The organism is Pseudoduganella sp. SL102, from assembly GCF_027856995.1.
GTDB lineage: Bacteria > Pseudomonadota > Gammaproteobacteria > Burkholderiales > Burkholderiaceae_D > Rugamonas > Rugamonas albidiflava.
In genome coordinates, this window is record NZ_CP115554.1 from 2,398,757 (window position 1) to 2,420,952 (window position 22,196).

A 22,196-nucleotide genomic window follows, 5' to 3' on the forward strand; every position below is an offset into this window, starting at 1 on the left:
AGGCGAAGGCTTACTTGGCGCCCAGGCGCTCCTTGGCGGTCCGCGCGGCGGCCGAGTTGGGGTAGGCCTTGATCAGCTCGTTCAGCGTCTTCTTGGCGTTGTTGACGGCTTTCAGCTCGGCCTGGCAGCTGGCGATGTTCAGCATCGCGTCGGCCGCCTTCGGGCTGTCCGGGTAGTTCTTCACCACGGCCTGCTGGGCCACGATGGCGGCCTTGCAGTCGCGCTGCAGGTAGTAGGCGCTGCCCAGCATGTACTGCGCGTTGGCCGCGTACGGCGAGCCGGGGAAGCGGCGTACGAAGTTCTGCAGCGCCGTGGCCGCGCCTTCGTAGTTTTCTTCCTTGAACAGCTGCATGGCCGCGTCATGGGCATTCTGCTCGGCCTGGTCGACCGATGCCGTCTGGCCGTCGATTTCCACCTGGCGCGGCTCCAGCGCGCGCAGGCGCTTGTCGATGTCGGCGTACAGGTCCTTCTGGCGCTTCGCGGTGACTTCGATCTCGTTCTGCAGGACTTCGACCTGGCCGCGGAGGCGGGCGATCTCCTGCATCGTCTGGTCATGCTGGGCGATCAGGTCCAGCGTCGACGTCTTGTCCGCCTTCGTGTCGAGTCGGCTGTTGAGTTCTTTCGTCAGCGCTTCCACCTTGGCGCGCAGGTCGAGGATCGCGCGGCGTGCTTCGTCGTCATCGAAGACGCCGGCGGAAGCGTGCAGGGACAGCGTGGCAACGGCCAGCGCAACGGCCGTCTTGGCGAATTTGATCATGTTCTAAACGCTTTCAATGAAAAAAACGGGGCAGCGCGCAGTATAACCCTGCGCGCTGCCCCGTCCACACGTGAGCCGGCTCGTGGCTCAGGTATCGCTTCCGCTATTACTTGTACACGATGTCGGCGCGGCGGTTCTGTGCCCACGCTTCTTCGTTGCTGCCGGTGGCTTTCGGCTTTTCCTTGCCCAGCGAAACGGCTTCGATCTGGCCGTCGGACACGCCCAGCGCGACCATCGAGCGCTTCACGGCTTCGGCACGCTTCTGGCCCAGGGCCAGGTTGTATTCGGCGCCGCCGCGTTCGTCGGTGTTGCCCTGGATCAGGATGTTGCGGCCGGTGTTCTTGGTCAGGTAGTCGGAGTGGTTCGTCACGACGGCCTTGCCATCTTCACGCACGGCGTAGCTGTCGAAGTCGAAGTACACGCTGCGCTGGGCCAGCACGCCTTGCGGATCGTCCAGCGGGTCGATCGACTTGGTTTCGACCGGTGCCACGGCGCGGGTATCCTGGGCTGCGGCAGGCGCTTCGGCCGGCTTGCTTTCCACTACGGGTGCCGGCTCGGAAACCTTGACGGGGCTCGAGCAAGCTGCCAGCAGGGCGGCGCTGCTGATGATGAAGGCGATGCTTTTTACGTTACGCATGTTGATTCTCCTGGTCATTGTGAAAGGTCTTTACTGCCTGTTTTACTTCATGAAAGGACCCCAGGTGGGTTCCTTTATTGCGCCGGCCTGAATGGTCAGGCGTTGCTTGACCCGGCCGTCCACCGACACCACCGCCAGGGCCTTGCGCCCGCCCGATTCGGTCGAGTACAGGATGTACTTGCCGTTCGGAGCGAAGCTGGGGGCCTGGTCGTTGGTGTTATCCGACAAACGTTGCTCCTGGCCGCTTGCCAGATCCAATACATAGAGCTGGAAGTTGCCGTTGCGCCGGGAAATATAAGCCAGCGTCTTTCCATCGGAGGAAATGCGCGGGCTGATGTTGTAGCTGCCGTTGAAGGTCACGCGCTGCGCTTCGCCGCCGTTTACGCTCATCCGGTAGATCTGCGGGCCGCCGCTGCGGTCGCTGGTGAAGTAGATCTGCTGGCCATCGGCGGAGAACTGCGGTTCGGTATCGATGCCGCTGCTGTTGGAGATGCGGCGGATGCCGCCGCCGCTGCTGTTGGCGATGTATACCTGCGTGTTGCCGGTCTTCGACAAGGCCAGGGCGATGCGGCTGCCATCGGGCGACCAGGAAGGGGCCGAATTGCTGCCGCGTTCGTTGGCGATCACGGTGCGCTGGCGCGTGATCAGGTTTTGCACGTAGATGACGGGCTTTTTCTGTTCGAACGACACGTAGGCCACCCTGGTGCCGTCGGGCGACCACGACGGCGAAATGATGGGCTCGTTCGACGACAGGGCCAGCTGCACGTTTTCGCCATCCGCGTCGGCCACTTCCAGGCGGTACGAGCGGCCCTGCTGGGTCACATAGGCGATGCGGGTGGCGAAGATGCCGCGCACGCCGGTCAGTTTCTCGTAGACGTCGTCGGCGATCTTGTGGGCCGACAGGCGGGTGAATTGCGCCGGGGCCTGCTGGTCCAGTTGCGAGATCTTCGTGTTCTGGATGGTCGACATGAGCTTGTAGCGCACGTCGTACGTGCCGTTCGGCTGCTTCTGCACGGTGCCCACCACCAGCGCATCGGCGCCGCGCGCCTTGTATGACGAGGCGTCGACGCTGTTCACGTCGGTAATCGTGCCGGCATCGATCACCTTGAAGGCGCCGCTGCGTTCCAGGTCGGTCTTGATGACCTTGGAAATCTGCGTCGGCGACTGGCCTTCGTCGACGAAGGCGGCCACGGCCACGGGGATCTGGTTGCTGCCGACGCCGGAGATTTCCACGCGCAACTGCGCCTGGGCGCCCAGGCTGGCCAGCATGCCAGCGGTGAGGAACAAGGTAGGTAGTTTTTTCATGTCAAGGCAAGTCTTTCAAATTAAACGTCGCGTTGATATCCCGCTCGACCGTGCCGTCTTTCTTTTTCGGCAGAGGCGACGATTTGGAAATCGCGTTCTCCACGGCGGCATCGTAGGCGGGAATTCCGCTGCTCTTGATCTTTCGGACCGAAACGATTTCCCCAGTCGGCAATTGCGTGATCTTGAACTCGGCGCGCGGATTGCCGGGAACGTCCTGGCTGCCCGCGTAGCTGATGTTGCTCTTGATCTTGGCCGTGATCGCGGCCACGTAGCCACTGTCCAGGCGCGGCGCGGTCGATTTCTCGGCCGTGCCCGAACTGCCGCCCGCCGCGCCCGTGATGCGCCGCATTTCCTCGGCGCGCAGCTTGGCGATGCGGTCGGCATCTTTCCTTTCCGCGGCCTTCTTGTCGGCCAGTTGCTTCTTCTTGGCGTCGTCTTCTTTTTTCTTCTCGGCTTTTTCCTCGGCGAGGCGGCGTTCCTTTTCTTCTTCCTCGCGTTTTTTCCTGTCGTCTTCCTTCTTCTTCTGCTCGGCGAGCTTGCGATCATCGGCGAGCTTCTGCTTGCGCAGCTCTTCCTTTTCCTCGGCGATGCGCTTTTCCTCTTCCTTCTTTTTCTTCTCGCGTTCCTTCCGCAGCGCGATCTCGGGATCGGGCTTCGGTGGCGTTACTTCACGCGGCGGCGGCGGGGCAGGGGCGGGCGGCGGCGGCGCCGGTTCCGGCTCGGGCCGCGGCTCCGGTTCCGGCTCCGGTGCCTCGGCGGGCGGCGGCGGCGGAGCGGCCTGCTGCGTCGTCAAGTCCCACACTTCCGCTTCCACGGCCACCGGTTCCGAACTCTGCCAGTTGATGCCACCCCACAGGAACAGGAACAGCAGCGCGTGCGTGGCCAGCGCGAGACCGAACGCGCGCCAGCCGCTGTCATGCCGGGGGACCCGGTACGGGCCACCCTTGTTTGCTTCACTCGTCGCCATGCCTTACTTCGTCGCCAGACCGACGCGGTTGATGCCCATCTTTTTCGCTTCGGAAATCAGCTGTATCACGTCGTCGTACTTGCTTTCCTTGTCGCCCGCGATCAGGACCGGATAGTCGGGATTTTCCTCGTGCAGCGCCGCCAGCTTGCGCACCAGCGCATCGCGGTTCGGCGCCGTCTCGGGCGCATCGGCATTCTTGCCCGCGATGCCGATCGACAGCGCACCATTGGGCTTGATCGTGACCTGGATGTACGCATCCGGCGGGCGCACCGATTTTTCCGCATGCGGCAGGTCGATCGAACTGGGGTTGTTCGAGCTCGGCATCACCATGAAGATGATCAGCAGGCAGAGCATCACGTCGATGTACGGCACGACGTTGATCTCGGACTTCAGCTTGCGGCCGCGGCCGCCACGCATGCTGCCACTGTTGAAGGAAGACGCCATGATGGACCCCTATCGCGACTGGCGCTGCAGGATGTTGGAGAATTCCTCGACGAAGCTTTCAAAGCGGATCGCCAGGCGGTCGATGTCGTGCGAAAAACGGTTGTAGGCCACCACGGCCGGGATTGCCGCGAACAGGCCGATCGCGGTGGCGATCAGTGCTTCGGCGATGCCGGGCGCCACGGCCGACAGCGTGGCCTGCTGCACGTTGGCCAGGCCGCGGAAGGCGTTCATGATGCCCCACACGGTGCCCAGCAGGCCGATATACGGCGAGACGGAACCGACCGACGCCAGGAACGCCAGGTGCGATTCGAGCACATCCATCTCGCGCTGGAACGCGGCGCGCATCGCGCGGCGAGCGCCGTCGAGCAGCGCGCCGCCATCGAACGTTTCACGGTTGGCCGCCACGGCCTGCTTGCCCTTGATGAACTCGCCCATGCCCGCTTCGAAGATGCGCGACAGCGCGCCATTGTTGGCGCGGTTGCTGCCGGCGGCCTGGTACAGCTGGTGCAGGTTGCCGCCGGCCCAGAAGGTTTTCTCGAAGTCGATCGTCAGGCGGCGCGCGGCGCGCACGTCGAACCATTTCTTGAAAATGTAGGTCCAGCTGACGATCGAGAGGCCGAGCAGCAACGCCATGATCAGCTGGACGATCAGGTGGGCGTTGGAGATGAGGGCGATGAAGGAAAGATCTTGGGAACCGTTCATTTATGAATTAGTTAGAATGTAAGTACGGCAAAGGGTCATGCTGGCGGTGGCATCCGCCTGCCCATCGGTGACGCTGCCCGGCTGGCGCTACGCTACATAGGCACGCATGCGCTCGGCCACTTCGTCGGGCACGGCGCGGGGACGCAGCGCGGAATCGACGCAGCCGATCTTGACCAGCGCCGTGTTGAGCAAGGTCGTGCCACGCCATGCCTGCTGCCGGAACACGATGGAGGCACGGCCAAGCTTCTCGATAACTAGTGTTAATTCTAGGGCATCGTCCAGTTTGGCCGGCGCATGATAGTCCGCGCTCACGTTCTTCACCACGAACATCGCATCATGGGCTTCCAGCAGCGCCTGCTGGCCAACGCCGATCGCACGCAGCCATTCGGTACGCGCACGTTCGAAGAACTTCAGGTAATTCGCGTAATAAACGATGCCGCCCGCGTCCGTATCCTCGTAATAGACACGGACTTCCCAGGTGAACTCTGATGGCATGATCATTTGTTACAAGTGTTATTAGGCAACATTCTACGTCATTTAGCACACAACGTTGCCAAAAGTTTGCTGACAGCATGTCAAGCTGGGCAGTTAAACAAATCCCCTGCAAACGACCAATACTTGTAACAATCGCTTACGAATGATTCGCCTGGGCAATGCACGGCGGAGCAACCGTCAGCCGGCGCGCTTGACCGCCAGCGGTCCCGCCGCCTGGCAGGTCGGCATCAGCTCGATCATGTTGATGTTGACATGCGGCGGCAGGGTGGCGATCCAGTACGCGGTGGCGGCGATGTCTTCCGCCGTCAACGGCGTGGTGCCTTCGTACACTTTCGCCGCCGCGGCATCGTCGCCCTTCAGGCGCACGTTCGAGAATTCGGTGCCGCCGCACAGGCCCGGCGCGATATTGGTGGCGCGCACGCCGGTGCCCACCAGGTCCGAGCGCAGGTTCAGCGTGAACTGGTCGACGAAGGCCTTGGTAGCGCCATAGACATTGCCGCCGGGGTAGGGGAAGCGGCCGGCCACCGAGCCCAGGTTGATGACCAGCCCGCTATTGCGTTCCACCATGCCCGGCAGGACGGCACGGGTCATCGTGACCAGGCCGGTGCAGTTGGTGGCGATCATGGTTTCCCAGTCTTCCAGCGCTGCTTCGTGCGCCGGACGGATGCCCAGCGCCAGCCCGGCATTGTTGATCAGCACGTCGATGTCGCGCCAATCGGCCGGCAGCGCCGCCAGTGCCGCGTGGATGGCCGCCTTGTCGGTCACGTCCAGCGGCACGGCGCGCACGTTCGGCCCCAGTTCGCCGGCCAGCGCTTCCAGCCGGTCTTCGCGGCGGCCGGAAATCAGCACGCGGTGGCCGTTGGTGGCAAAGATGCGCGCCATCGCGGCGCCGAAACCGGCGGTAGCGCCGGTGATGAAGACGATCATGTGCTTTCCTCGAGGTTGCGATTGTTGGCGGGATTTGGTCAAAACGGTCCGGCGAAGCCGGTCAACCCCCGATTGTAGCCGAAGCGACAGCATTGTGGTCGCGCTACCAATGGCGCGGGACGCCTGGCGCGGCACGCTTCCTTGCTCTTGCACAGTACATCACATACAATCTTGGCTCCATTTATGTCTCACGTAACTGGCGAAAAGCCAGCGGCGCCACCGGCACCGCGGGCGAAAGGTGGGGATCCACCGGGGAACGTGAGATGTCACAACGCCGTTCGCCTGGGCAGCCACGATGGAATCGCGCGAGTGTACGTGCGACCGGGCTGCCTTCGCTTACCCGGCCTTCGTCATTCGATCCTATCTGCCAGTCCTAATCGGAGTAATTTCATGTTCGCAAAAGATCACACCCTCGCCGCCATCGACCCGGAACTGTTCGGCGCCATCCAGAACGAGAACAAGCGCCAGCACGACCACATCGAACTGATCGCATCGGAGAACTACACGTCGCCGGCGGTGATGGAAGCGCAGGGCTCGCAGCTGACGAACAAGTATGCGGAAGGCTACCCGGGCAAACGCTACTACGGCGGCTGCGAATACGTCGACGTCGTCGAGCAACTGGCGATCGACCGCGTGAAGCAGCTGTTCGGCGCCGAAGCGGCCAACGTGCAGCCGAATTCCGGCTCGCAGGCGAACCAGGGCGTGTTCTTCGCCGTGCTGAAGCCGGGCGACACGATCATGGGCATGTCGCTGGCCGAAGGCGGCCACCTGACGCACGGCATGGGCCTGAACATGTCCGGCAAATGGTTCAACGTGGTGTCGTACGGCCTGACCGCCGAGGAAGACATCGACTACGCAGCCATGGAAAAGCTGGCCCACGAGCACAAGCCGAAGCTGATCATCGCCGGCGCGTCGGCCTTCTCGAAGAAGATCGACTTCGAACGCTTCGCCGCCGTGGCCAAGGCGGTCGGTGCCTACTTCATGGTGGACATGGCCCACTACGCCGGCCTGATCGCCGCCGGCCTGTACCCGAACCCGGTGCCGCACGCCGACTTCGTCACATCCACCACGCACAAGTCGCTGCGCGGCCCGCGCGGCGGCATCATCCTGATGAAGGCCGAACACGAGAAGATCATCAACTCGGCGATCTTCCCCGGCATCCAGGGCGGCCCGCTGATGCACGTCATCGCTGGCAAGGCCGTGGCCTTCAAGGAAGCCCAGTCCGAAGAATTCAAGGCCTACCAGCAGCAGGTGGTGAAGAACGCCGACGTGCTGGCGAAAACGCTGATCAAGCGCGGCCTGCGCATCGTTTCCGGCGGTACCGAGTCGCACGTGTTCCTGGTGGACCTGCGCGCCAAGAACCTGACCGGCAAGGAAGCCGAGGCGATCCTGGGTTCGGCCCACATCACCTGCAACAAGAACGGCATCCCGAACGACCCGCAAAAGCCGTTCGTCACGTCCGGCATCCGCCTGGGCAGCCCGGCCATGACCACGCGCGGCTTCAAGGAAGCGGAAGCGGAAGAAGTGGGCAACCTGATCGCCGACGTGCTGGACAATCCGCAGGATGCCGCCACGATCGAGCGCGTGAAAGCCGCCGTCAAGGTGCTGGCTGACAAGTACCCGGTTTACGCGTAATCGACACGTTGTTACTATCGGGGCGCCGGGCTGCGAGGCCCGGCGCTTTTTTTGATTCCACCCGGTCCCGCCATGAAATGTCCGTTCTGCCAGCACGATGAAATCCACGTCCTCGATACCCGCGTATCGGAGGAAGGGGATGCGATCAAGCGCCGGCGGCGCTGCGGCAAGTGCGACAAGCGCTTCACGACCTACGAGCGGATTGAACTTTCCATGCCGTTCGTGGTCAAGAAGAATGGCAGCCGCACCGAATACGCGGAAGCCAAGTTGCGCGGCAGCCTGATGCTCGCGCTGCGCAAGCGCCCGGTGGCCGCCGCCGCGGTGGACGACGCGGTCAAGGCCATCGCCGAAAAACTGCTGACGAGCGGCAAGCGCGAAGTCGATTCGAACCATATCGGCGAACTGGTGATGGCCGAGCTGAAGCGGCTCGACAAGGTGGCGTATATCCGTTTCGCGTCCGTCTACAAGAATTTCGAGGATCTCGCGGAATTCCAGGATGCGATCGAAGAGGCCGGGCAAGAGCGCAAGCGGCAGGAATAAGTAGCTGGGGCAGTAGCTGGGGCGGCGGGGGCTCGCATCGTTTCGCCAGCGCTTTGACCAGTATCGTTTCACCAGCGCTTTTACCAGTATCGCTTCACAGCATCGCTTCCCCGGCACCGTTTCATCGGCGTGGCCCACGCTATCCCTCCGGTTTCACCGTCCCGCGCTGGCGCTTGCCGTCACGAGCAATCCACCGCGGCGCCATGACAACGGCTTGCAAACGCTTGCAAGTCCTTTGCGCAACATTCCTCCAGATATTCTTCACCTGACCGGCCTGTTCTTGCGGGCGCTCAACCGCTTCAGTTCGCTACCGCCTAACTTGTACGGCAGAGCTGAAGGAGGTCGTGATGCGCCAGGTTGCCGGGTTCACCTTGCTGGAAGTGCTGATCGCGGTCCTGGTGCTCGCACTGGGCCTGATCGGCGGCACCGCCATGCAGTTGCATGCGATGCGCACGCGGCACGAATCGGCGCTGCTGTCGGCTTCGGTCCAGATGGCCACCGCGATGGCCGACCGCATCCGTGCCAATGCCGGGCTGGTACCCGCCATCTACCTCGGCGTTGATGTCAACGCCCATGCCGGACCGGTACCGGCCGCGCCGGACAATACCTGCCGGGACCAGCCATGCGATGCCGCGCAGATAGCCCGGCTGGATGTCTACGAACTGTCGCGGCAGGTGCGTGCCGCGTTGCCGGCGGGCCGGGCCCGCGTTTGCCGCGATGCGCAGCCGTATGTGGCGGGAAGGCTGCGCTGGGCGTGCAGCGGCGCGGCGGGTGACCCGGTCGTCGTCAAGGTCGGCTGGCGCGGCAAGCGGCCGGATGGCACGCCCGAACAAGACGGGGGCACCGTGCCCGGGGTGGCGATCGCGGTGGCGGGAGTCCGGCCATGAAGGGGCGGCAAGCCGGCATCGGCCTGCCGGAAATGCTGGTGTCGATGGCGCTCGGCCTGTTCGTCGCGCTGGCGGCGTCTGCGATGCTGCTGCTGGCGAACCGCGATTTCACCCACCAGGCAGCCGGCACGCGGCTCGACGACGGCGGCCGTTACGCGCTCGAATCGATCGGCCTGGCGCTGCGGCAGGCCGCCTGGAGCGACCTCGACAGCGGAGTGCCGCCGGCGGACGGCGACGCCGGCATCGGCGGCCTGGATGCCCGCACGCTGCCACGCATGGCGCCCGGCCTCGATGGCGCGCTGGTGGCCGGCAACGTGCAGGGCAGCGACGTGCTGGCCGTGCACTTCGGCGGGCTTGGCGCCGGCGGCGGCGACGGTTCCATGGTCGATTGCGCCGGCTTCGCGATCGGTGCCGGGGAAGCGGGCTGGAGCATCTTTTATGTCGGCGTCGCCGACGATGGCGAAACGGAATTGCGCTGCAAGTACCGCGCGCAGTCGGGCAACTGGAATGCCGACGCGATCGTGCGCGGTGTCGATTCGTTCCAGGTCTTGTACGGGCTCGACACGGACCAGCCGGCGGACGGCGTTCCCAACCGCTACCTGAACGCCAGCGGCATCCGCGCGCTCGACGCGGCCCTGGTGCTGGCCGGTGCGACGCCGCAGCAACGGGCGCAGGACCTGCGCCGCAAGACGCACTGGAAACGCGTCACCGTGGTGCGGGTGGCCTTGCTGTTGCATGGCGACGCTCATTCGCACACTGGCGCGCCGCCGGTGCGCTACCACCTGTTCGGCATTCCGGCCGGGCTGGACGACCCGGGCACCGTGATCGACGAAAGCACGCTGCCCGGACCATGGCGATGGCGTGCCCGGCGCCTGTTCGAACAGGCGGTACTGCTGCGCAACCGGGGCCCTTGACGATGCGCCGGCGGCAAGGGGGCGTCGCGCTGGTGGTCACCCTGGTGATGCTGGTGGCTGTGCTGATGCTGGCGGCAACGGCGGCGGGCATGGCATTGATGGGCGAAAAGGCGGCACGCGCCGGGCGGGACCGGCAGGTGGCGCTGCAAGCTGCGGAGGATGCGCTGATGGATGCGGAACGCGATATCGAAGAGGCCGGCCCCGAGCGGGCGGCATTGTTGGCGGCACCCGGCGATTTCGGGCCGGGCTGCGGCAGCGGCGCGGCGCTCGGCCTGTGCGGGCCTGCCGGGCCGGATGAAGCGCCGGCCTGGCAAGCCGTCGACCTGGCGGCCGATGGTGCCGAAGGTGCGGCGGTCGCCCTGGGTCACTTCACGGGCGCGGCGATGCAGACCGGCCAGGGCGCGCTGCCGATGCGGCGGCCGCGCTACATCATCGAACGGCGGCCCGACCATCGCCCGGGCGAGGAAGCCGGCGCCGCGGCGCGCTATTACTACCGCGTGACGGCCATCGGCTTCGCCAATCGCGAAGGGGTGCAGGTGGTGCTGCAGTCCGCCTGGCGCCGGCCCGGCGACTGAACGGGAGGATCCGATGGGCAGCTCCAGCAGCGTTGCCATGCCATCGCGCGGTGGACCTGGTGCGCCATCCCGGCGCCACCTCCGCGGCTGTATTTCACCGCGCCTGGCGCCGAACCTGGCGCTGGCCGTGGCCGCCGGCCTCGCGCTGTGCTGCGCGGTGGGCCTGCCGATGGGCAGCGCGCACCCGCCGCCCGTCGCGCTCGATGACCAGCCGGCCGCCCTGGCGTGCAAGCTTCATCGCACGGTGCAGGGCCCGCCCGTGGCCATCCCTACGGCACCGCCACCGCCATCAGGAACAGGCACGGACGGCGCGCCATCGGATGCAGGCATCTTCCGCGTCACGTACGACCTGGCGGCCGGCAGTGGCACGCTGCACCGTTTGCCGCTCGTCCAGGGCGAGGATGGCGATGCCCGGTTGCTGGCGCCACTGTGGGATGCCGCGGCGGTGCTGGCGACCACGCCGCCGGCCGCGCGCCGGATCTTCACGAGCCACGGCGACGGCCCGCGCGCCGGCACGACGGTACCGTTCGATTGGGCGTGGTTGTCGCCCTCGCAACAGGAGGCGCTCGACCGGCCGCCCGGCGGCACCGCGGGCGATGGCCTCGGCCCGGACCGCGTGGCGTGGCTGCGCGTCGACCGGACACTCGAGGGCGGCACGTTCCGCGCCAGGGCCGGCCTGCTGGGCGACGCGGTGCACGCCACGCCGCTGTATCTCGCCGCCGGCGCGAACCTGCATGGCGATGCCGCCTATGCGGCGTTCCAGGCGGGCACGTTGCGGCGTCCACCCGCCGTCTACCTGGGCGCGAACGATGGCATGCTGCACGCGTTCGATGCCGGCACCGGCGCTGAACTTTTCGCCTATGTGCCGGCGAAGCTGGTGCCGGTGCTGAACCAGCTGCCGGCGCCCGGCTACACGCATCGCGCATACGTCGATGGCCCGCTGGCGGCTGGCGAAGCCCTCGTCCGCGGGGCGTGGCGCAGCGTGCTGGTGGGTGCGCCCGGTGCCGGCGGCCGGGGACTGTTCGCGCTCGACGTCACCGACCCCGCCGCCTTCGATCCTGCTTCCAGTGCGAGCCTGGGCGCCCTGTGGGAGTTCACGGAGCGCGACGATGCCGCCATCGGCCACGTGATGCAGCCGGCGCAGGTGACGCGGCTCCAGCTGCGCACGCGCCATGGCAAGCCCGAGTACCGCCACTTCGCCGTGGCCGGCAATGGCATGAATGGCCGTGGTGCCGCCGGCGCGCTGTTCCTGCTGGCGCTGGACAAGCAGCCTGCCGAACGCTGGCGCCTGGGCGGCAATTATCATCGCCTCGACACGCCGCCCGGCGATCCGGCGCTGCCCGCCGGCCTTGGCGCGGCGGCGCCCGTCACCGACGCACACCACGTGCTGCGCCATGCGTATGCGGGCGACCTGCAGGGCAGGCTGTGGCGCTTCGATTTCACCCGCAACGCGCCGTGGCGTACCGACCCGGCAATGCAGCCGGTCTTCGTGGCCCGCGACGCGGACGGGCGCCCGCAGCCGATCACGCAGCCGCCGCGCATCGTGCACGCGGAAGGCGGCGGCTACCTGGTGCTGTTCGGCACCGGCAGCCTGTATGGCAGGGAAGAGCGCGATCCGGCACGCTTCGCGCCGCAGTCGTATTACGCGGTGTACGACGATCCCGCCGCCACGCCAGGCAGGCCGCTGGACCGTGCCGACCTGCTGGAGCGGCGCGCCGAGGGCGTGGCCGGCGGCGCCCACGTCATCCTGTCCGGCCGCGCCGCTTCGGTCGGCCCCGGGGACCGGGCCAGGGGCTGGTACTTCGACTTCGCCGACGGCGCCACCTCCGGCGAACGCAGCGTGGCGCCCGGCACGATCGCCGACGGCAAGCTGGTCTTCGCCACCGTGGTGCCCGGCGGCGATCCCTGCGCGGACAGCGCCAGCCGCACCTACGTGCTCGATGCGCTGGCTGGCTGGCCGGCGGACGCCAGCGGCGCGCCGCTGCCGCGTGGCGTGACGGGCGTGCTGGTGTCCGACCTGATCCACGGACCGCCCATGCTGCTGCCAGGGCGCCGCACGCTTGCGCCGCGCGATCCGACGGGGCGCATCCAGGTCGCGCGCGACACGGCGGTCGTGCGGTTCGGTACGCAAGGCGGGCCGGTCGCCGGTGGCACCAGCAGCGCCGGCTGGCCGGCGGGGCGCCTGGCGTGGCGCGAAGTGGCGAACTGGCGGCAGTTGCATCGCAAGGCAACGCAGGGGGAGCGGCCATGACGGCGCGCGGGCATCGGGCAGGCTTCACGCTGATCGAACTGATGGTCGTGGTAGCGGTCGCCGGCATCCTGGCCGCGATGGCCTATCCCGGCTACCAGCAGCATGTCACCCGCACCCGGCGCACCGAAGGGCAGGTTGCACTGCAGGCGCTGATGCAGCAGCAGGAGCGCTACTTCACGCAGAACAACCGCTACCTTGCCTTCAGTGCCGGCAGCACCGACGCGGCCGAGGCGCAGCTGTTCCGCTGGTGGTCCGGCGCCAGCGCCGCCAGCAGCGCCTACGAAATCGAAGGCCGGGCCTGCGATGGCGAAGCCATCGCCGACTGCGTGCAACTCATCGCCACGCCCGGCACCGCGCGCGTGGACACCAGCCATCGGGACCCCTCATGCGAACAGTTGATCCTCACCAGCACCGGGCTGCACCTGGCCACCGGCCCGGCCACCCGCTGCTGGCGCTGACACCGCCGGCCCGCCGGCCATCGCGCCCGGCCGCGTTCACGCTGGTCGAAATGCTGGCCGCCGCCGCCGTCGCCGCCATCCTGCTGGGCGCGGCGGTCCCGGGCTTTCGCGCGATGCTGGAACGCCATGCCGTGCGCGCCGCCGCCGCCGACCTGCTGGCGGCCCTGCACCTGGCCCGCTCGCTGGCGATCGGCCGCGGCGAAAACGTCGTCGTCGCGCCCGCCGATCCGGCCGGCACGGCCTGGCGCGACGGCTGGACCGTGTTCGCCGATACCGATGGCGATGCGCGGCCCGGGCCGGGCGAAACGGTGCTGTTCCAGCACGGGCCGGCGCCCGACGGGCTGCGCATCTGGTCGCGGCTGACGCACGCTGCGCCACCCTGGTATGTCGCCTATAATAGTGCGGGCCGTTCCTGCCGCGCGGGCAACAGCCTGGCCGCCAACTGGGGCACGCTGTCGCTGCAGCTCGGCCGTACACGGCGCAACATCAAGATCAACATGCTGGGCCGCGCGCGGCTGTGCGACCCGGGTGTGGAAACCGGCTGCGGCATGGCTGGCGAATGATGGCAGCATACTATTTTTCGGACCATGGAAAGCAACGACGCTCACAACGCGGCCCCCGCCGTGGACGATCCGGCCGGCCAGCACATCACCGATGATCTGGCCGGCATGCGCCTTGCGCTGCAATGGGCGGAGCGGGGTCTGTACACCACCTCGCCGAATCCGCACATCGGCTGCGTCATCGTGAAGGATGGCCTCGTCATCGGCGCCGGCGTCACCCAGCCGGCCGGCCAGGACCACGCGGAAATCCAGGCGCTCAAGGATGCGCAGCGCCGCGGTTTCGACGTGCGCGGCGCCACCGCCTACGTGACGCTGGAACCGTGCAGCCACTATGGCCGCACACCGCCGTGCTGCGACGCGCTGGTGCGCTCCGGTCTCGGCCGCGTGGTGGCGGCGATGGAAGATCCGAATCCCCTGGTGGCCGGGCAGGGCATGGCGCGGCTGGCGCAGGCCGGCATCGCGGTATCGTCCGGCCTGCTGGCCGACGAAGCCCGTGAGCTGAATATCGGCTTCTTCTCGCGCATGACGCGGCAACTGCCCTGGGTGCGCATGAAAAGCGCTGCCAGCCTGGACGGCATGACGGCGCTGCACAACGGCGCCAGCCAGTGGATCACCGGCCCGGCCGCGCGCGACGATGGCCATGCCTGGCGGGCCCGCGCCTGCGCGATCCTCACCGGTATCGGCACCGTGAAGGCGGACGATCCGCAACTGAACGTGCGGGCCGTGGAGACGCCGCGCCAGCCGCGCCGCATCGTCGTCGACAGCCGGCTCGACATCGACCCCGGCGCCCGCGTGCTGCAGGGCGGCGGCACATGGATCGTCTCGGCCGTGACCGACCACGAACGCGAAGCACGGCTGCGCGACACGGGGGCGGAAATCCTCACGCTGCCGAATGCCGGCGGCAAGGTCGACTTGCCCGAGCTGATGCGCGAGCTGGCCCGGCGGCAGGTCAACGAGCTGCATGTCGAGGCGGGCACCAAGCTCAATGGCTCGCTGGTGCGCGAAGGCTGCGTCGACGAACTGCTGTTGTACCTGGCGCCGGCGCTGCTGGGCGATGCGCAGGGCATGTTCGCGCTGCCGGCGCTGGCCGACCTGGCCGGGAAATACCCGTTGAAATTCCACGATGCGAAGATGGTGGGAGACGACCTGCGCATCCTGGCCCGCTTCGTCGACAAGGCCGGCAGCCCCGGCAAGCCACACTAGAACACTCATTGGAAAGAGAAGAGCACCCATGTTTACTGGAATCGTCGCCGCTGTCGGCAACATTGCATCCGTAACCCCGCTGCCCGGCGGCCATGACGCCGGCGTGCGCCTCGTGATCGATGCCGGCGGCCTGCCGCTGGCCGACGTGGCGCTGGGCGACTCGATCGCCATCAACGGCGCCTGCATGACCGTGGTGGAAAAAACGCCGGACAGCTTCGCCGTCGACGTGTCGCGCGAAAGCCTGAACTGCACCGCGGGCCTGGACAGCGTGGGCGAGGTCAACCTGGAAAAGGCGCTGACCCTGCATGAACGCCTGGGCGGCCACCTGGTGTCCGGCCACGTCGATGGCCTGGGCATCGTGCGCAAGTTCGAGCCGGTCGGCGAATCGTGGGAGCTGGTCGTCGAAGCCCCGGCCGCGCTGGGCAAGTACCTGGCGTTCAAGGGGTCGATCGTCGTCAACGGAGTGTCGCTGACCGTCAACCGGGTGGAGGATGTCGCCGGCGGCTGCCGCTTCTCGATCAACCTGATCCCGCACACGATCCAGGTCACCACGCTGAAGCACCTGAAGGTGGACAGCAAGGTGAACCTGGAGATCGACCTGATCGCCCGCTATGTCGAGCGCATGCTGTCGGTCGGTAAAGACGTCCAGGGCTGACCTGCCGATGAAGACGCTGGCCGGCCTGCTGTTCGCTGCATGCTGCGCCGGCACGGCGCAGGTCGGCATGGCGACCGGCCACATGCCGGTCGTGTTCGAACCGGCCGGCCCGCAGAAGATGCCCGGCCGCGAAGTCTGCAAGGACGATCCCGCCCAGGCCCCGGGCAACGACACGGCGGCCATGGCGGCCCTGCTGGCAGCGCCCGAATACGCCTCGGTGCGGCCGCTGTTCAACGCGGCCCAGCCGCAGGTGATGTGGTGGATCCGCAATGCCGCCTCGATGGACCTGCAGGCGCTGCTGACGGCGTTCCACGAAGCGAACCACATGCTCGACTTCGCGCTGTCCGCCTGCCACGGCAATCGCGCAGTCTTTCATTTCCGCGGCGAGATCCACGTGACCGACTACGTGCGTGGCCAGGCGCCCGGCTTCGTGCTGGCGGACAGTGAAATCCCGGCCGACATCAAGGCCCAGCCGAATGGCCGCTATGCCGTCTACTTCGGCAACCGCAACGTCAACCGGGGCGATTTCTTCCCCCTCATCGATGAACTCAATGCCCACGTGGCCGGCGCCGAGTTCGAGGTGGCCCTTGCCGACACGCCCGTGTACCGCGCCATGGCGGCGCGGGCCAATTCGATCAACGGCAATATCGGCGGCATGGCCGACTTCATGCTCTACACGGCCGCCTACCTGAAGGCATTGCGCGCCGCCGATCCGGATGCATGGAAGCGGCTCGTCGCCCGCAAGAAGATGATGGCCCATGTGCAGCGGCTGTGGACCGCCGCCGAAGCCGTGCTGGCCAGGGCGGCGCCGCTGGCGCCGGAGCACGGCGGCTTGTACCAGTATCCCGCGGCCGCGCTGAACGCGGCCTACGCGCCGGCGCTGCTGGCGGAACTGGAGGCCGCCGGCATCCGCCACGGCGGCCGCGCCCCGCAGCCGAAGGCCGTGCAGGCGCCGGTCAGCGCGCCTTCCGCGGAGCGATGAAGTCCTGCATCACCGCCGCCTTCAGCAGGTCCGGCGGCAGGATGCCCTGGGCGATGACGAAGTCGTTGAATTCCTTTTGCCGGAACCTGTCGCCCAGTTCGATCTCGGCCAGCGTGCGCAGCGCGCGCAGCTTCACATACCCGTAGTAGTACGAGGTGGCCTGGCCCGGCGAGCGGTAGGAGTAGCGGTCCACCTCCGACTGCGCGAACGGTTCCGACAGCACCACTTCGCGCATCAGGAAGGCCTTGGCCTGTTCCGGCGTCATGCGGCCCAGGTTGACCGCCGGATCGAGCATCGCCCGCGCCATCCGCAGCAGCCGCATCTGCAGCGACACCAGCTGGCTTTCCGGCGGCATGTGGGGCAGCATCAGCGCTTCCGAATACAGGCCCCAGCCTTCCACGTTGGTGCTGTTGAAGGCGAAGTTGGCGCGCGCGATCGACATGCCCTGTTCCACCATCGAGGCGAACTGCAGTTCGTGGCCGGGGCGCGCCTCGTGGGCCGACAGCGTCCACGCCATCGCCTCGTAATCGAAGTCGTCCATCTTGCCCTTCGATTTCGGGTTCGACAGCGGGATCACGAACTCGCCGTATTCGCCGGTATTGCCGATCAGGCGGGGAGGGCTCATGAACGGCGCCGGCGTGGCGGCCGCCTCGGCATTGGTGGCGGTGCGGATGTTCGGCGCCCGCTCGGGCAATGCCACGATGTCGTGCTTGCGGATGATTTCCTCGATTTCGTGCACGCGCTTGCGGTAATAGGGCAGCAGCTGGTCGGCCGGGATCGAGGTCTTCTTCAATTCCCGGATCACGTCGCGGTAGTCGGCGGACGGCAGCTTGCGCTGCGCGGCGACGGTGGCGGCGACCACCTGCATCTGGTCGCGCAATTCCTGGAAATCGAAGCTGGCGCGCTCGATCATCTGTTCCGGCGCGATATCCACGCCCACGTTGACGAGGCGGTCCGTGTACAGCGCCGCCGGCAGCCTTACCTCCTTGCGGGCGCGGGGCAGGACGCTGGCGCGGGTCCAGTCGTCATAGGCTTTCACCTGCTGTTTCAGCGTGGCGAAATCGGCCTCCCAGCCAGTCAGTTTCGCGGCCTTGAACAGCTCGGCGATGCCGTCGAGGTAAGTGGGGTTGTTGTTCAGGCCATCCTCGATCTCGGCCACGTACGGGCCGATCAGTCCCTTGCGCGCCAGTTGTTCCTCGCCGCGCTGGCGCGCCAGCGTGGCCAGCGGGGTGTAGCCCTGTTCACTGCCGGCATAGCGTTTCAGGCGCACCAGCGCGGCCTTTTGCCGCTCCGGCTTGTTGCGCGGGTCGAGCAGCGCCTGCAGGCCGCCGTACATCAGCTCCGCCACGTTCACGTGGGTCAGCAGGTACTGGCGCTCCAGCTTCATCGTGGCGATCTTCTTGGTGCGCGAGTCGATCAGGATGTCGAGGTCCTGGCGCACCTTCGGGTCCGTTTCGGCGGTGCGCAGCTGGCGCAGCGATACCAGGCGTTTTTGCGCATCCGCCAGCTCGCGTTCATAGTTGCGCGGCTTGAAATCGGCGACATCGGCATCGAATTCCTCGCTGCCCAGCGACGACGCGTTCTCGGGCAGGTACCTGCCGGCATCCTGCAGCACGGGTTGCGCAAGGGCGTCGCTCTTCGCGACCCAGGCGGGAGCGGCGGTGGCAAGCGCGCTGCACAGGAGCAGGGCGGTCAGGGTGGCAAGGCGGCCGGTGCTTGGCATGAAGCTTCCTTTCTGGTGAGGACCCGGATGGGCGAAGGCCCGATTGTATGCCGTGGCGCGGCCCGGTTGACGTAAACTTCAGGCATGACGATCTCCGACCTTCGCGAAGCCCTGCTGTTCCTGCTGCTGGCCGGGCTGGCCGTGCCCCTGCTGCAGCGCCTGCGCATCAGCCAGATGCCGGGCTTCCTGCTGGTGGGGCTGTGCTTCGGCCCCCATGGCCTGGGCACCTGGGCCGCCGGCCTGCCGTGGCTGGCCGACATCACCTTCCACGACGTCGAGGGCGTCAAGATGTTCGGCGAGCTGGGCATCCTGTTCCTGATGTTCATGATCGGCCTGGAACTGTCGCCGGCCCGCATCTGGGCGCTGCGGCGCGACGTGTTCGGCAGCGGCGTGCTGCAGCTGGTGCTGACGGCGGTGGCGATCGGCGCGATCGCTTTCGCCTTCGGCAACCCCGCCGCGCCGGCGCTGACGATCGGCATCACGCTGGCGATGTCGTCCACCGCGGTCGTCATGCAGCTGCTGGGCCGCGCCGGTACGCTGGCCACGCCGCTGGGGCAGGCCTGCTTCGGCATCCTGATGCTGCAGGACCTGGCCGTGGTGCCGGTGCTGATCCTCGTCGAGGGCCTGGCCGGCAGCACCGGCGGGGCATTGTGGTGGACCCTGCTGCTTGCGGTAGCCAAGGCCGCCGCCACCATTGCGCTGGTCTACGTGGCGGGGCGCCGCCTGGCGCGCCCGCTGTTCACCGCATTCGCCGTGCAGCGCCAGCCCGAAGTGTTCGTGGCGCTGATCCTTCTGCTGACGCTGGGCGTGGCGGCAGCCACCGCGGCGGCCGGGCTGTCGATGGCGCTGGGCGCGCTGCTGGCCGGGCTGCTGCTGGCGGATACGGAATTCCAGTACGAAGTCGAGATCATCGTCGAACCGTTCCGCGGCCTGTTGATGGGCATGTTCTTCATGGCGGTGGGCATGGAACTGGACTTGCGCACCGTGGCGCAGTATCCGCTGCTGCTGCCGCTGTCGGTGATCGGCCTGGTGTGCGTGAAGGGGGGCGTGGTGGCGCTGGTGCTGCGCCGGCTCGGCTGGCGCCAGGCCGCGCAGGCCGGCCTGCTGATGGGACAGGGCGGCGAGTTCGCCTTCATCATCCTCGGCTATGCGGTCGGTGCCGGGCTGCTGGCCGGACCGACCGGCCAGTTCATGCTGGTGCTGGTGACCGCCAGCATGCTCGTCGCGCCCGGTGCCGCCGCGCTGGGAGCGCGCATCGGGCGCAACGCGGCGAACGCCGGTGGTGCCGTCCCCGATCCGGCGGAGCATGCGCACCGTGCCGGCCACGTCATCATCGGCGGCTACGGCAGGGTGGGGCGGCTGGTGGCGGACGTGCTGGCGCGGCAGGGCATCGCCTGCGTGGCGGTGGAGCGCGACCACCAGCTGGCGGCGGCCGGCAGGGAGGGCGCATCGAACGTGTTCTCGGGCGACGCGTCGATGCCGGACATGATGGCGCGGCTCGGCGTCGGCCGTTCCGCCGGCGTGGTACTGACCATGGACGACCCGAAGGCGGCTTTGCAGGCAACGCACGCGCTGCGCCGGCAGTATCCGTCGATCCCCATCTTCGCCCGCGCGCGCGATGAAAAGCATGCCCGCCTGCTGAAGGATGCCGGCGCCAGCGGGGTGATTTCGGAAACGGTGGAGTCGGGCCTGCAGCTGGCCCATTTCGCCCTTGGCGCGGCCGGCATGCCGGAGGGCGCGGCCAGCTTCCACATCGGCGTGGAGCGTTCGGAACGGTTGGCCAGGCTGGCGCCCGAAGATCGCGAGGCGCCACGGGCGGGAGAGTGAAGGCCGCCACGTGAGGAACGGTGACGGGCTCCAATGCCGTTCAGTTAGGCGCTGCCGACACTTTGGAAGCGCATGCATTCACCCCAACAGCGAAGGGCAGGGGTCAGACCCGCCGGGTCTGACCCCGGAATTTGCACTTGGGGTGGGCGGATCCAAGCAGCAGCAAGAAAGGCGCGCGCCGCGCACCGCCTTACAGCAGCGTGGCTTCCAGCGTGATGTCCGCCTTCAGCAATTTCGACACGGGGCAGCCGGCCTTCGCCTTGGCCGCCAGTTCCTGGAATTTGGCCTCGTCGGCACCGGGGATCTTCGCCTGCAAGGTCAGGTGCACGGCGGTGATGGCGAAGCCGTCGTCCTGCTTTTCCAGCGTGACATCGGCCCTGGTCTCCATCTTCTCGGCCGTCAGGCCCGCTTCGCCGAGGATCAGCGACAGCGCCATCGTGAAGCAGCCGGCATGGGCCGCGCCGATCAGTTCCTCGGGGTTGGTACCCGGCTTGCCTTCGAAACGGCTGGCAAAGCCGTACGGGTACTCCTTCAATGCGCCGCTCTGGCTGCTGATGGCGCCCTTGCCATCCTTGATGCCGCCGGACCAGACAGCCGAACCGTTCGTCTTCATCGCGATCTCCTCCACAGGGTTGGTTGGTATAGCCCCCGTATCTTATGCCGGCCGGCCCGGCGCGACGTCTTGCTTGTGGTAGAGGCGCCGGCCGGCCGGATCGTTCAGATGAAACCCGGCCGAAATGCAGCCGAATTTCAGCCGAAGCGGGCCACCGGCACGCCGGCCACGTCGAGCTGCACGGAGAACAGCGCACCCGCCTGCGGATCGGCGTCCCGCGCGGCCGCATCGAAGCCCTGCCAGGCGCTGGTGATGTACAGCGTCTTCAGGTCCGCGCCGCCGAACGCCACGGACGATGGCTGGTTGACCGGCATGGGGATGGTTGCCAGCAGTTCGCCCGAGGGGCTGTAGCGGCATACGCGCGCGCCGCCCCACTGGGCGATCCACACGCAATCCTCGCTGTCCACCGTCATGCCATCCGGCGAGCCTTCGCCTTCGCCGAACTGGCGCCACAGCGCCGGCGCGCCCAGGCTGCCGTCGGCGTTCACCGCGTAGGCGTAGGTGCGGTTCAGGAAGCTGTCGTTGTGGTACATGGTGCGGCCGTCCAGGCTGAACGTCGGGCCGTTGCAGATGTGGTACTCGGGCAGCGCAACGTGCAGGCTGCCATCCGGGTCGAGCCGGAACAGCTTGCCGTCCGCGCGGCTCACGTCGCGTGCGTTCATCGAGCCGGCCCAGATGCGGCCCGCCGCGTCGGCCTTCGCATCGTTCAGGCGGATGCCGGTATCGGCGCCGGGCAGCCGGTGCAGGTATTCGAAACGCGGGGTGGCCGAGGCGGTATCCAGCCAGAGCCGCACGAAGCCGTCGCGCAGGCCGGCCATGTAGCCGTCGCCATCCTTGCGGGGAATCAGCCAGCACACATAGTCAGGCAGCGGCCAGGCGTGGCGCGTGCCGCCGGCATCGAGCGCGTGCAGCGTGTTGCCGACCAGGTTGACGAAATACAGGCGGTTCTGTTCGGGAATCCAGACCGGGCCTTCGCCCAGTTCGGCGCCCAGCGGCCACAGGTTTTGCGGTGTCATGGTAGTCCGGTAAGTTGAATGAAAGCTGAACGGGGAGCGCTCATCCACCGGAATTTACCCGAAAACGCCGGGCGCGTGGGCCGGCCGCGCGGGCCTGCGCGAAATTGTGATCGCAGCGCTTGC

The 22,196-nt window shown here is 67.2% G+C and carries 23 protein-coding genes and 1 riboswitch; of the genes, 12 read left to right on the forward strand and 11 right to left on the reverse strand.

The genetic code is table 11. The features are described 5' to 3' along the window. Positions 1-10: 10 nt before the first annotated feature. The 8 genes from ybgF to OU994_RS10190 all read right to left on the reverse strand — a co-directional run bounded on the left by ybgF (position 11) and on the right by OU994_RS10190 (position 6,234). Positions 11-757 (reverse strand): tol-pal system protein YbgF, encoded by a 747-nt coding sequence (gene ybgF, locus OU994_RS10155; protein WP_131147009.1) that lies wholly within the window; start codon positions 755-757, stop codon positions 11-13. A 106-nt stretch (positions 758-863) separates the two neighbouring features. Continuing rightward, complete coding sequence (gene pal / locus OU994_RS10160) at positions 864-1,394, reverse strand: peptidoglycan-associated lipoprotein Pal (RefSeq protein ID WP_281610645.1); 531 nt, start codon at positions 1,392-1,394, stop codon at positions 864-866. Positions 1,395-1,436: 42 nt separating this feature from the next. Then, complete coding sequence (tolB, locus tag OU994_RS10165; RefSeq protein ID WP_131147007.1) at positions 1,437-2,699, reverse strand: Tol-Pal system beta propeller repeat protein TolB; 1,263 nt, start codon at positions 2,697-2,699, stop codon at positions 1,437-1,439. A 1-nt stretch (position 2,700) separates the two neighbouring features. Further along, positions 2,701-3,666 carry a cell envelope integrity protein TolA gene (gene tolA / locus OU994_RS10170; protein WP_281610646.1) on the reverse strand — a complete coding sequence of 322 codons (966 nt, stop codon included), beginning with the start codon at positions 3,664-3,666 and terminating at the stop codon, positions 2,701-2,703. A gap of 3 nt (positions 3,667-3,669) precedes the next feature. After that, a complete protein-coding gene (locus tag OU994_RS10175) occupies positions 3,670-4,110 on the reverse strand; it encodes an ExbD/TolR family protein (protein WP_229420469.1) in 441 nt (146 codons plus the stop codon). A 9-nt stretch (positions 4,111-4,119) separates the two neighbouring features. Further along, positions 4,120-4,812, reverse strand: coding sequence for a protein TolQ (gene tolQ / locus OU994_RS10180; protein ID WP_131147005.1), 693 nt, complete (start codon positions 4,810-4,812; stop codon positions 4,120-4,122). An 87-nt stretch (positions 4,813-4,899) separates the two neighbouring features. Beyond that, a complete protein-coding gene (ybgC, locus tag OU994_RS10185) occupies positions 4,900-5,307 on the reverse strand; it encodes a tol-pal system-associated acyl-CoA thioesterase (RefSeq protein WP_131147004.1) in 408 nt (135 codons plus the stop codon). Positions 5,308-5,484: 177 nt separating this feature from the next. Then, positions 5,485-6,234, reverse strand: a complete 750-nt coding sequence (locus OU994_RS10190) for an SDR family NAD(P)-dependent oxidoreductase (protein ID WP_131147003.1) — start codon at positions 6,232-6,234, stop codon at positions 5,485-5,487. 182 nt (positions 6,235-6,416) lie between these two features. Further along, positions 6,417-6,529, forward strand: a riboswitch (ZMP/ZTP riboswitch). Between the two features lie 95 nt (positions 6,530-6,624). Between OU994_RS10190 and glyA the strand changes: the two genes are divergently transcribed. The 11 genes from glyA (at position 6,625) to OU994_RS10245 (ending at position 16,894) form a co-directional block, all read left to right on the forward strand. Then, positions 6,625-7,869 carry a serine hydroxymethyltransferase gene (gene glyA, locus OU994_RS10195; RefSeq protein WP_131147002.1) on the forward strand — a complete coding sequence of 415 codons (1,245 nt, stop codon included), beginning with the start codon at positions 6,625-6,627 and terminating at the stop codon, positions 7,867-7,869. Positions 7,870-7,941: 72 nt separating this feature from the next. Then, a complete protein-coding gene (nrdR, locus tag OU994_RS10200) occupies positions 7,942-8,409 on the forward strand; it encodes a transcriptional regulator NrdR (protein WP_131147001.1) in 468 nt (155 codons plus the stop codon). Positions 8,410-8,756: 347 nt separating this feature from the next. Next, on the forward strand, positions 8,757-9,296 hold the full coding sequence (pilV, locus tag OU994_RS10205; protein ID WP_281610647.1) for a type IV pilus modification protein PilV: 540 nt from the start codon (positions 8,757-8,759) through the stop codon (positions 9,294-9,296). Then, positions 9,293-10,210, forward strand: a complete 918-nt coding sequence (locus tag OU994_RS10210) for a PilW family protein (RefSeq protein WP_281610648.1) — start codon at positions 9,293-9,295, stop codon at positions 10,208-10,210. The genes pilV and OU994_RS10210 overlap by 4 nt, the downstream gene beginning before the upstream one ends. A gap of 2 nt (positions 10,211-10,212) precedes the next feature. After that, entirely contained in the window at positions 10,213-10,785 is a 573-nt protein-coding gene (locus OU994_RS10215) for a PilX N-terminal domain-containing pilus assembly protein (RefSeq protein ID WP_281611612.1), read from the forward strand. Positions 10,786-10,798: 13 nt separating this feature from the next. After that, positions 10,799-13,036 carry a pilus assembly protein gene (locus OU994_RS10220; RefSeq protein WP_281610649.1) on the forward strand — a complete coding sequence of 746 codons (2,238 nt, stop codon included), beginning with the start codon at positions 10,799-10,801 and terminating at the stop codon, positions 13,034-13,036. Next, the gene (locus tag OU994_RS10225; protein ID WP_281610650.1) at positions 13,033-13,494 is read left to right on the forward strand and encodes a type IV pilin protein; all 462 of its coding nucleotides are present in this window, start codon (positions 13,033-13,035) and stop codon (positions 13,492-13,494) included. Before OU994_RS10220 ends, OU994_RS10225 begins: the two co-directional genes overlap by 4 nt. Continuing rightward, on the forward strand, positions 13,422-14,057 hold the full coding sequence (locus OU994_RS10230; RefSeq protein WP_281610651.1) for a GspH/FimT family protein: 636 nt from the start codon (positions 13,422-13,424) through the stop codon (positions 14,055-14,057). The genes OU994_RS10225 and OU994_RS10230 overlap by 73 nt, the downstream gene beginning before the upstream one ends. A gap of 105 nt (positions 14,058-14,162) precedes the next feature. Next, positions 14,163-15,257, forward strand: a complete 1,095-nt coding sequence (gene ribD / locus OU994_RS10235) for a bifunctional diaminohydroxyphosphoribosylaminopyrimidine deaminase/5-amino-6-(5-phosphoribosylamino)uracil reductase RibD (protein ID WP_281611613.1) — start codon at positions 14,163-14,165, stop codon at positions 15,255-15,257. 28 nt (positions 15,258-15,285) lie between these two features. Beyond that, positions 15,286-15,912 carry a riboflavin synthase gene (locus OU994_RS10240; RefSeq protein ID WP_281610652.1) on the forward strand — a complete coding sequence of 209 codons (627 nt, stop codon included), beginning with the start codon at positions 15,286-15,288 and terminating at the stop codon, positions 15,910-15,912. A 7-nt stretch (positions 15,913-15,919) separates the two neighbouring features. Further along, positions 15,920-16,894: a hypothetical protein gene (locus tag OU994_RS10245; RefSeq protein ID WP_281610653.1), complete on the forward strand. Its 975-nt coding sequence runs from the start codon at positions 15,920-15,922 to the stop codon at positions 16,892-16,894. On the opposite strand, the gene OU994_RS10250 is transcribed toward OU994_RS10245, so the two are convergent. Continuing rightward, on the reverse strand, positions 16,869-18,617 hold the full coding sequence (locus OU994_RS10250) for a DUF885 domain-containing protein (RefSeq protein WP_281610654.1): 1,749 nt from the start codon (positions 18,615-18,617) through the stop codon (positions 16,869-16,871). The genes OU994_RS10245 and OU994_RS10250 overlap by 26 nt on opposite strands. Before the next feature lie 84 nt (positions 18,618-18,701). Between OU994_RS10250 and OU994_RS10255 the strand changes: the two genes are divergently transcribed. Continuing rightward, positions 18,702-20,444: a cation:proton antiporter gene (locus tag OU994_RS10255; protein ID WP_281610655.1), complete on the forward strand. Its 1,743-nt coding sequence runs from the start codon at positions 18,702-18,704 to the stop codon at positions 20,442-20,444. Positions 20,445-20,634: 190 nt separating this feature from the next. Here the strand turns inward: OU994_RS10255 and OU994_RS10260 are convergent, their stop codons facing one another. Both OU994_RS10260 and OU994_RS10265 read right to left on the reverse strand, forming a co-directional pair. Next, positions 20,635-21,057 (reverse strand): OsmC family protein, encoded by a 423-nt coding sequence (locus OU994_RS10260; protein ID WP_281610656.1) that lies wholly within the window; start codon positions 21,055-21,057, stop codon positions 20,635-20,637. 137 nt (positions 21,058-21,194) lie between these two features. Then, positions 21,195-22,073: an SMP-30/gluconolactonase/LRE family protein gene (locus OU994_RS10265; protein WP_281610657.1), complete on the reverse strand. Its 879-nt coding sequence runs from the start codon at positions 22,071-22,073 to the stop codon at positions 21,195-21,197. Positions 22,074-22,196 lie beyond the last annotated feature (123 nt).

Bases quoted from the DNA above. Each gene is read 5' to 3' on its own strand.
- glyA (WP_131147002.1), top strand. From the start codon at position 6,625: ATGTTCGCAAAAGATCACACCCTCGCCGCCATCGACCCGGAACTGTTC.
- OU994_RS10265 (WP_281610657.1), bottom strand. From the start codon at position 22,073: ATGACACCGCAAAACCTGTGGCCGCTGGGCGCCGAACTGGGCGAAGGC.
- OU994_RS10210 (WP_281610648.1), top strand. From the start codon at position 9,293: ATGAAGGGGCGGCAAGCCGGCATCGGCCTGCCGGAAATGCTGGTGTCG.
- ybgF (WP_131147009.1), bottom strand. From the start codon at position 757: ATGATCAAATTCGCCAAGACGGCCGTTGCGCTGGCCGTTGCCACGCTG.
- nrdR (WP_131147001.1), top strand. From the start codon at position 7,942: ATGAAATGTCCGTTCTGCCAGCACGATGAAATCCACGTCCTCGATACC.
- OU994_RS10230 (WP_281610651.1), top strand. From the start codon at position 13,422: ATGCGAACAGTTGATCCTCACCAGCACCGGGCTGCACCTGGCCACCGG.
- pilV (WP_281610647.1), top strand. From the start codon at position 8,757: ATGCGCCAGGTTGCCGGGTTCACCTTGCTGGAAGTGCTGATCGCGGTC.
- ybgC (WP_131147004.1), bottom strand. From the start codon at position 5,307: ATGCCATCAGAGTTCACCTGGGAAGTCCGTGTCTATTACGAGGATACG.
- OU994_RS10250 (WP_281610654.1), bottom strand. From the start codon at position 18,617: ATGCCAAGCACCGGCCGCCTTGCCACCCTGACCGCCCTGCTCCTGTGC.
- tolQ (WP_131147005.1), bottom strand. From the start codon at position 4,812: ATGAACGGTTCCCAAGATCTTTCCTTCATCGCCCTCATCTCCAACGCC.
- pal (WP_281610645.1), bottom strand. From the start codon at position 1,394: ATGCGTAACGTAAAAAGCATCGCCTTCATCATCAGCAGCGCCGCCCTG.
- OU994_RS10260 (WP_281610656.1), bottom strand. From the start codon at position 21,057: ATGAAGACGAACGGTTCGGCTGTCTGGTCCGGCGGCATCAAGGATGGC.
- OU994_RS10175 (WP_229420469.1), bottom strand. From the start codon at position 4,110: ATGGCGTCTTCCTTCAACAGTGGCAGCATGCGTGGCGGCCGCGGCCGC.
- OU994_RS10220 (WP_281610649.1), top strand. From the start codon at position 10,799: ATGGGCAGCTCCAGCAGCGTTGCCATGCCATCGCGCGGTGGACCTGGT.
- ribD (WP_281611613.1), top strand. From the start codon at position 14,163: ATGCGCCTTGCGCTGCAATGGGCGGAGCGGGGTCTGTACACCACCTCG.
- tolB (WP_131147007.1), bottom strand. From the start codon at position 2,699: ATGAAAAAACTACCTACCTTGTTCCTCACCGCTGGCATGCTGGCCAGC.
- OU994_RS10255 (WP_281610655.1), top strand. From the start codon at position 18,702: ATGACGATCTCCGACCTTCGCGAAGCCCTGCTGTTCCTGCTGCTGGCC.
- OU994_RS10190 (WP_131147003.1), bottom strand. From the start codon at position 6,234: ATGATCGTCTTCATCACCGGCGCTACCGCCGGTTTCGGCGCCGCGATG.
- tolA (WP_281610646.1), bottom strand. From the start codon at position 3,666: ATGGCGACGAGTGAAGCAAACAAGGGTGGCCCGTACCGGGTCCCCCGG.
- OU994_RS10240 (WP_281610652.1), top strand. From the start codon at position 15,286: ATGTTTACTGGAATCGTCGCCGCTGTCGGCAACATTGCATCCGTAACC.
- OU994_RS10225 (WP_281610650.1), top strand. From the start codon at position 13,033: ATGACGGCGCGCGGGCATCGGGCAGGCTTCACGCTGATCGAACTGATG.
- OU994_RS10215 (WP_281611612.1), top strand. From the start codon at position 10,213: ATGCGCCGGCGGCAAGGGGGCGTCGCGCTGGTGGTCACCCTGGTGATG.
- OU994_RS10245 (WP_281610653.1), top strand. From the start codon at position 15,920: ATGAAGACGCTGGCCGGCCTGCTGTTCGCTGCATGCTGCGCCGGCACG.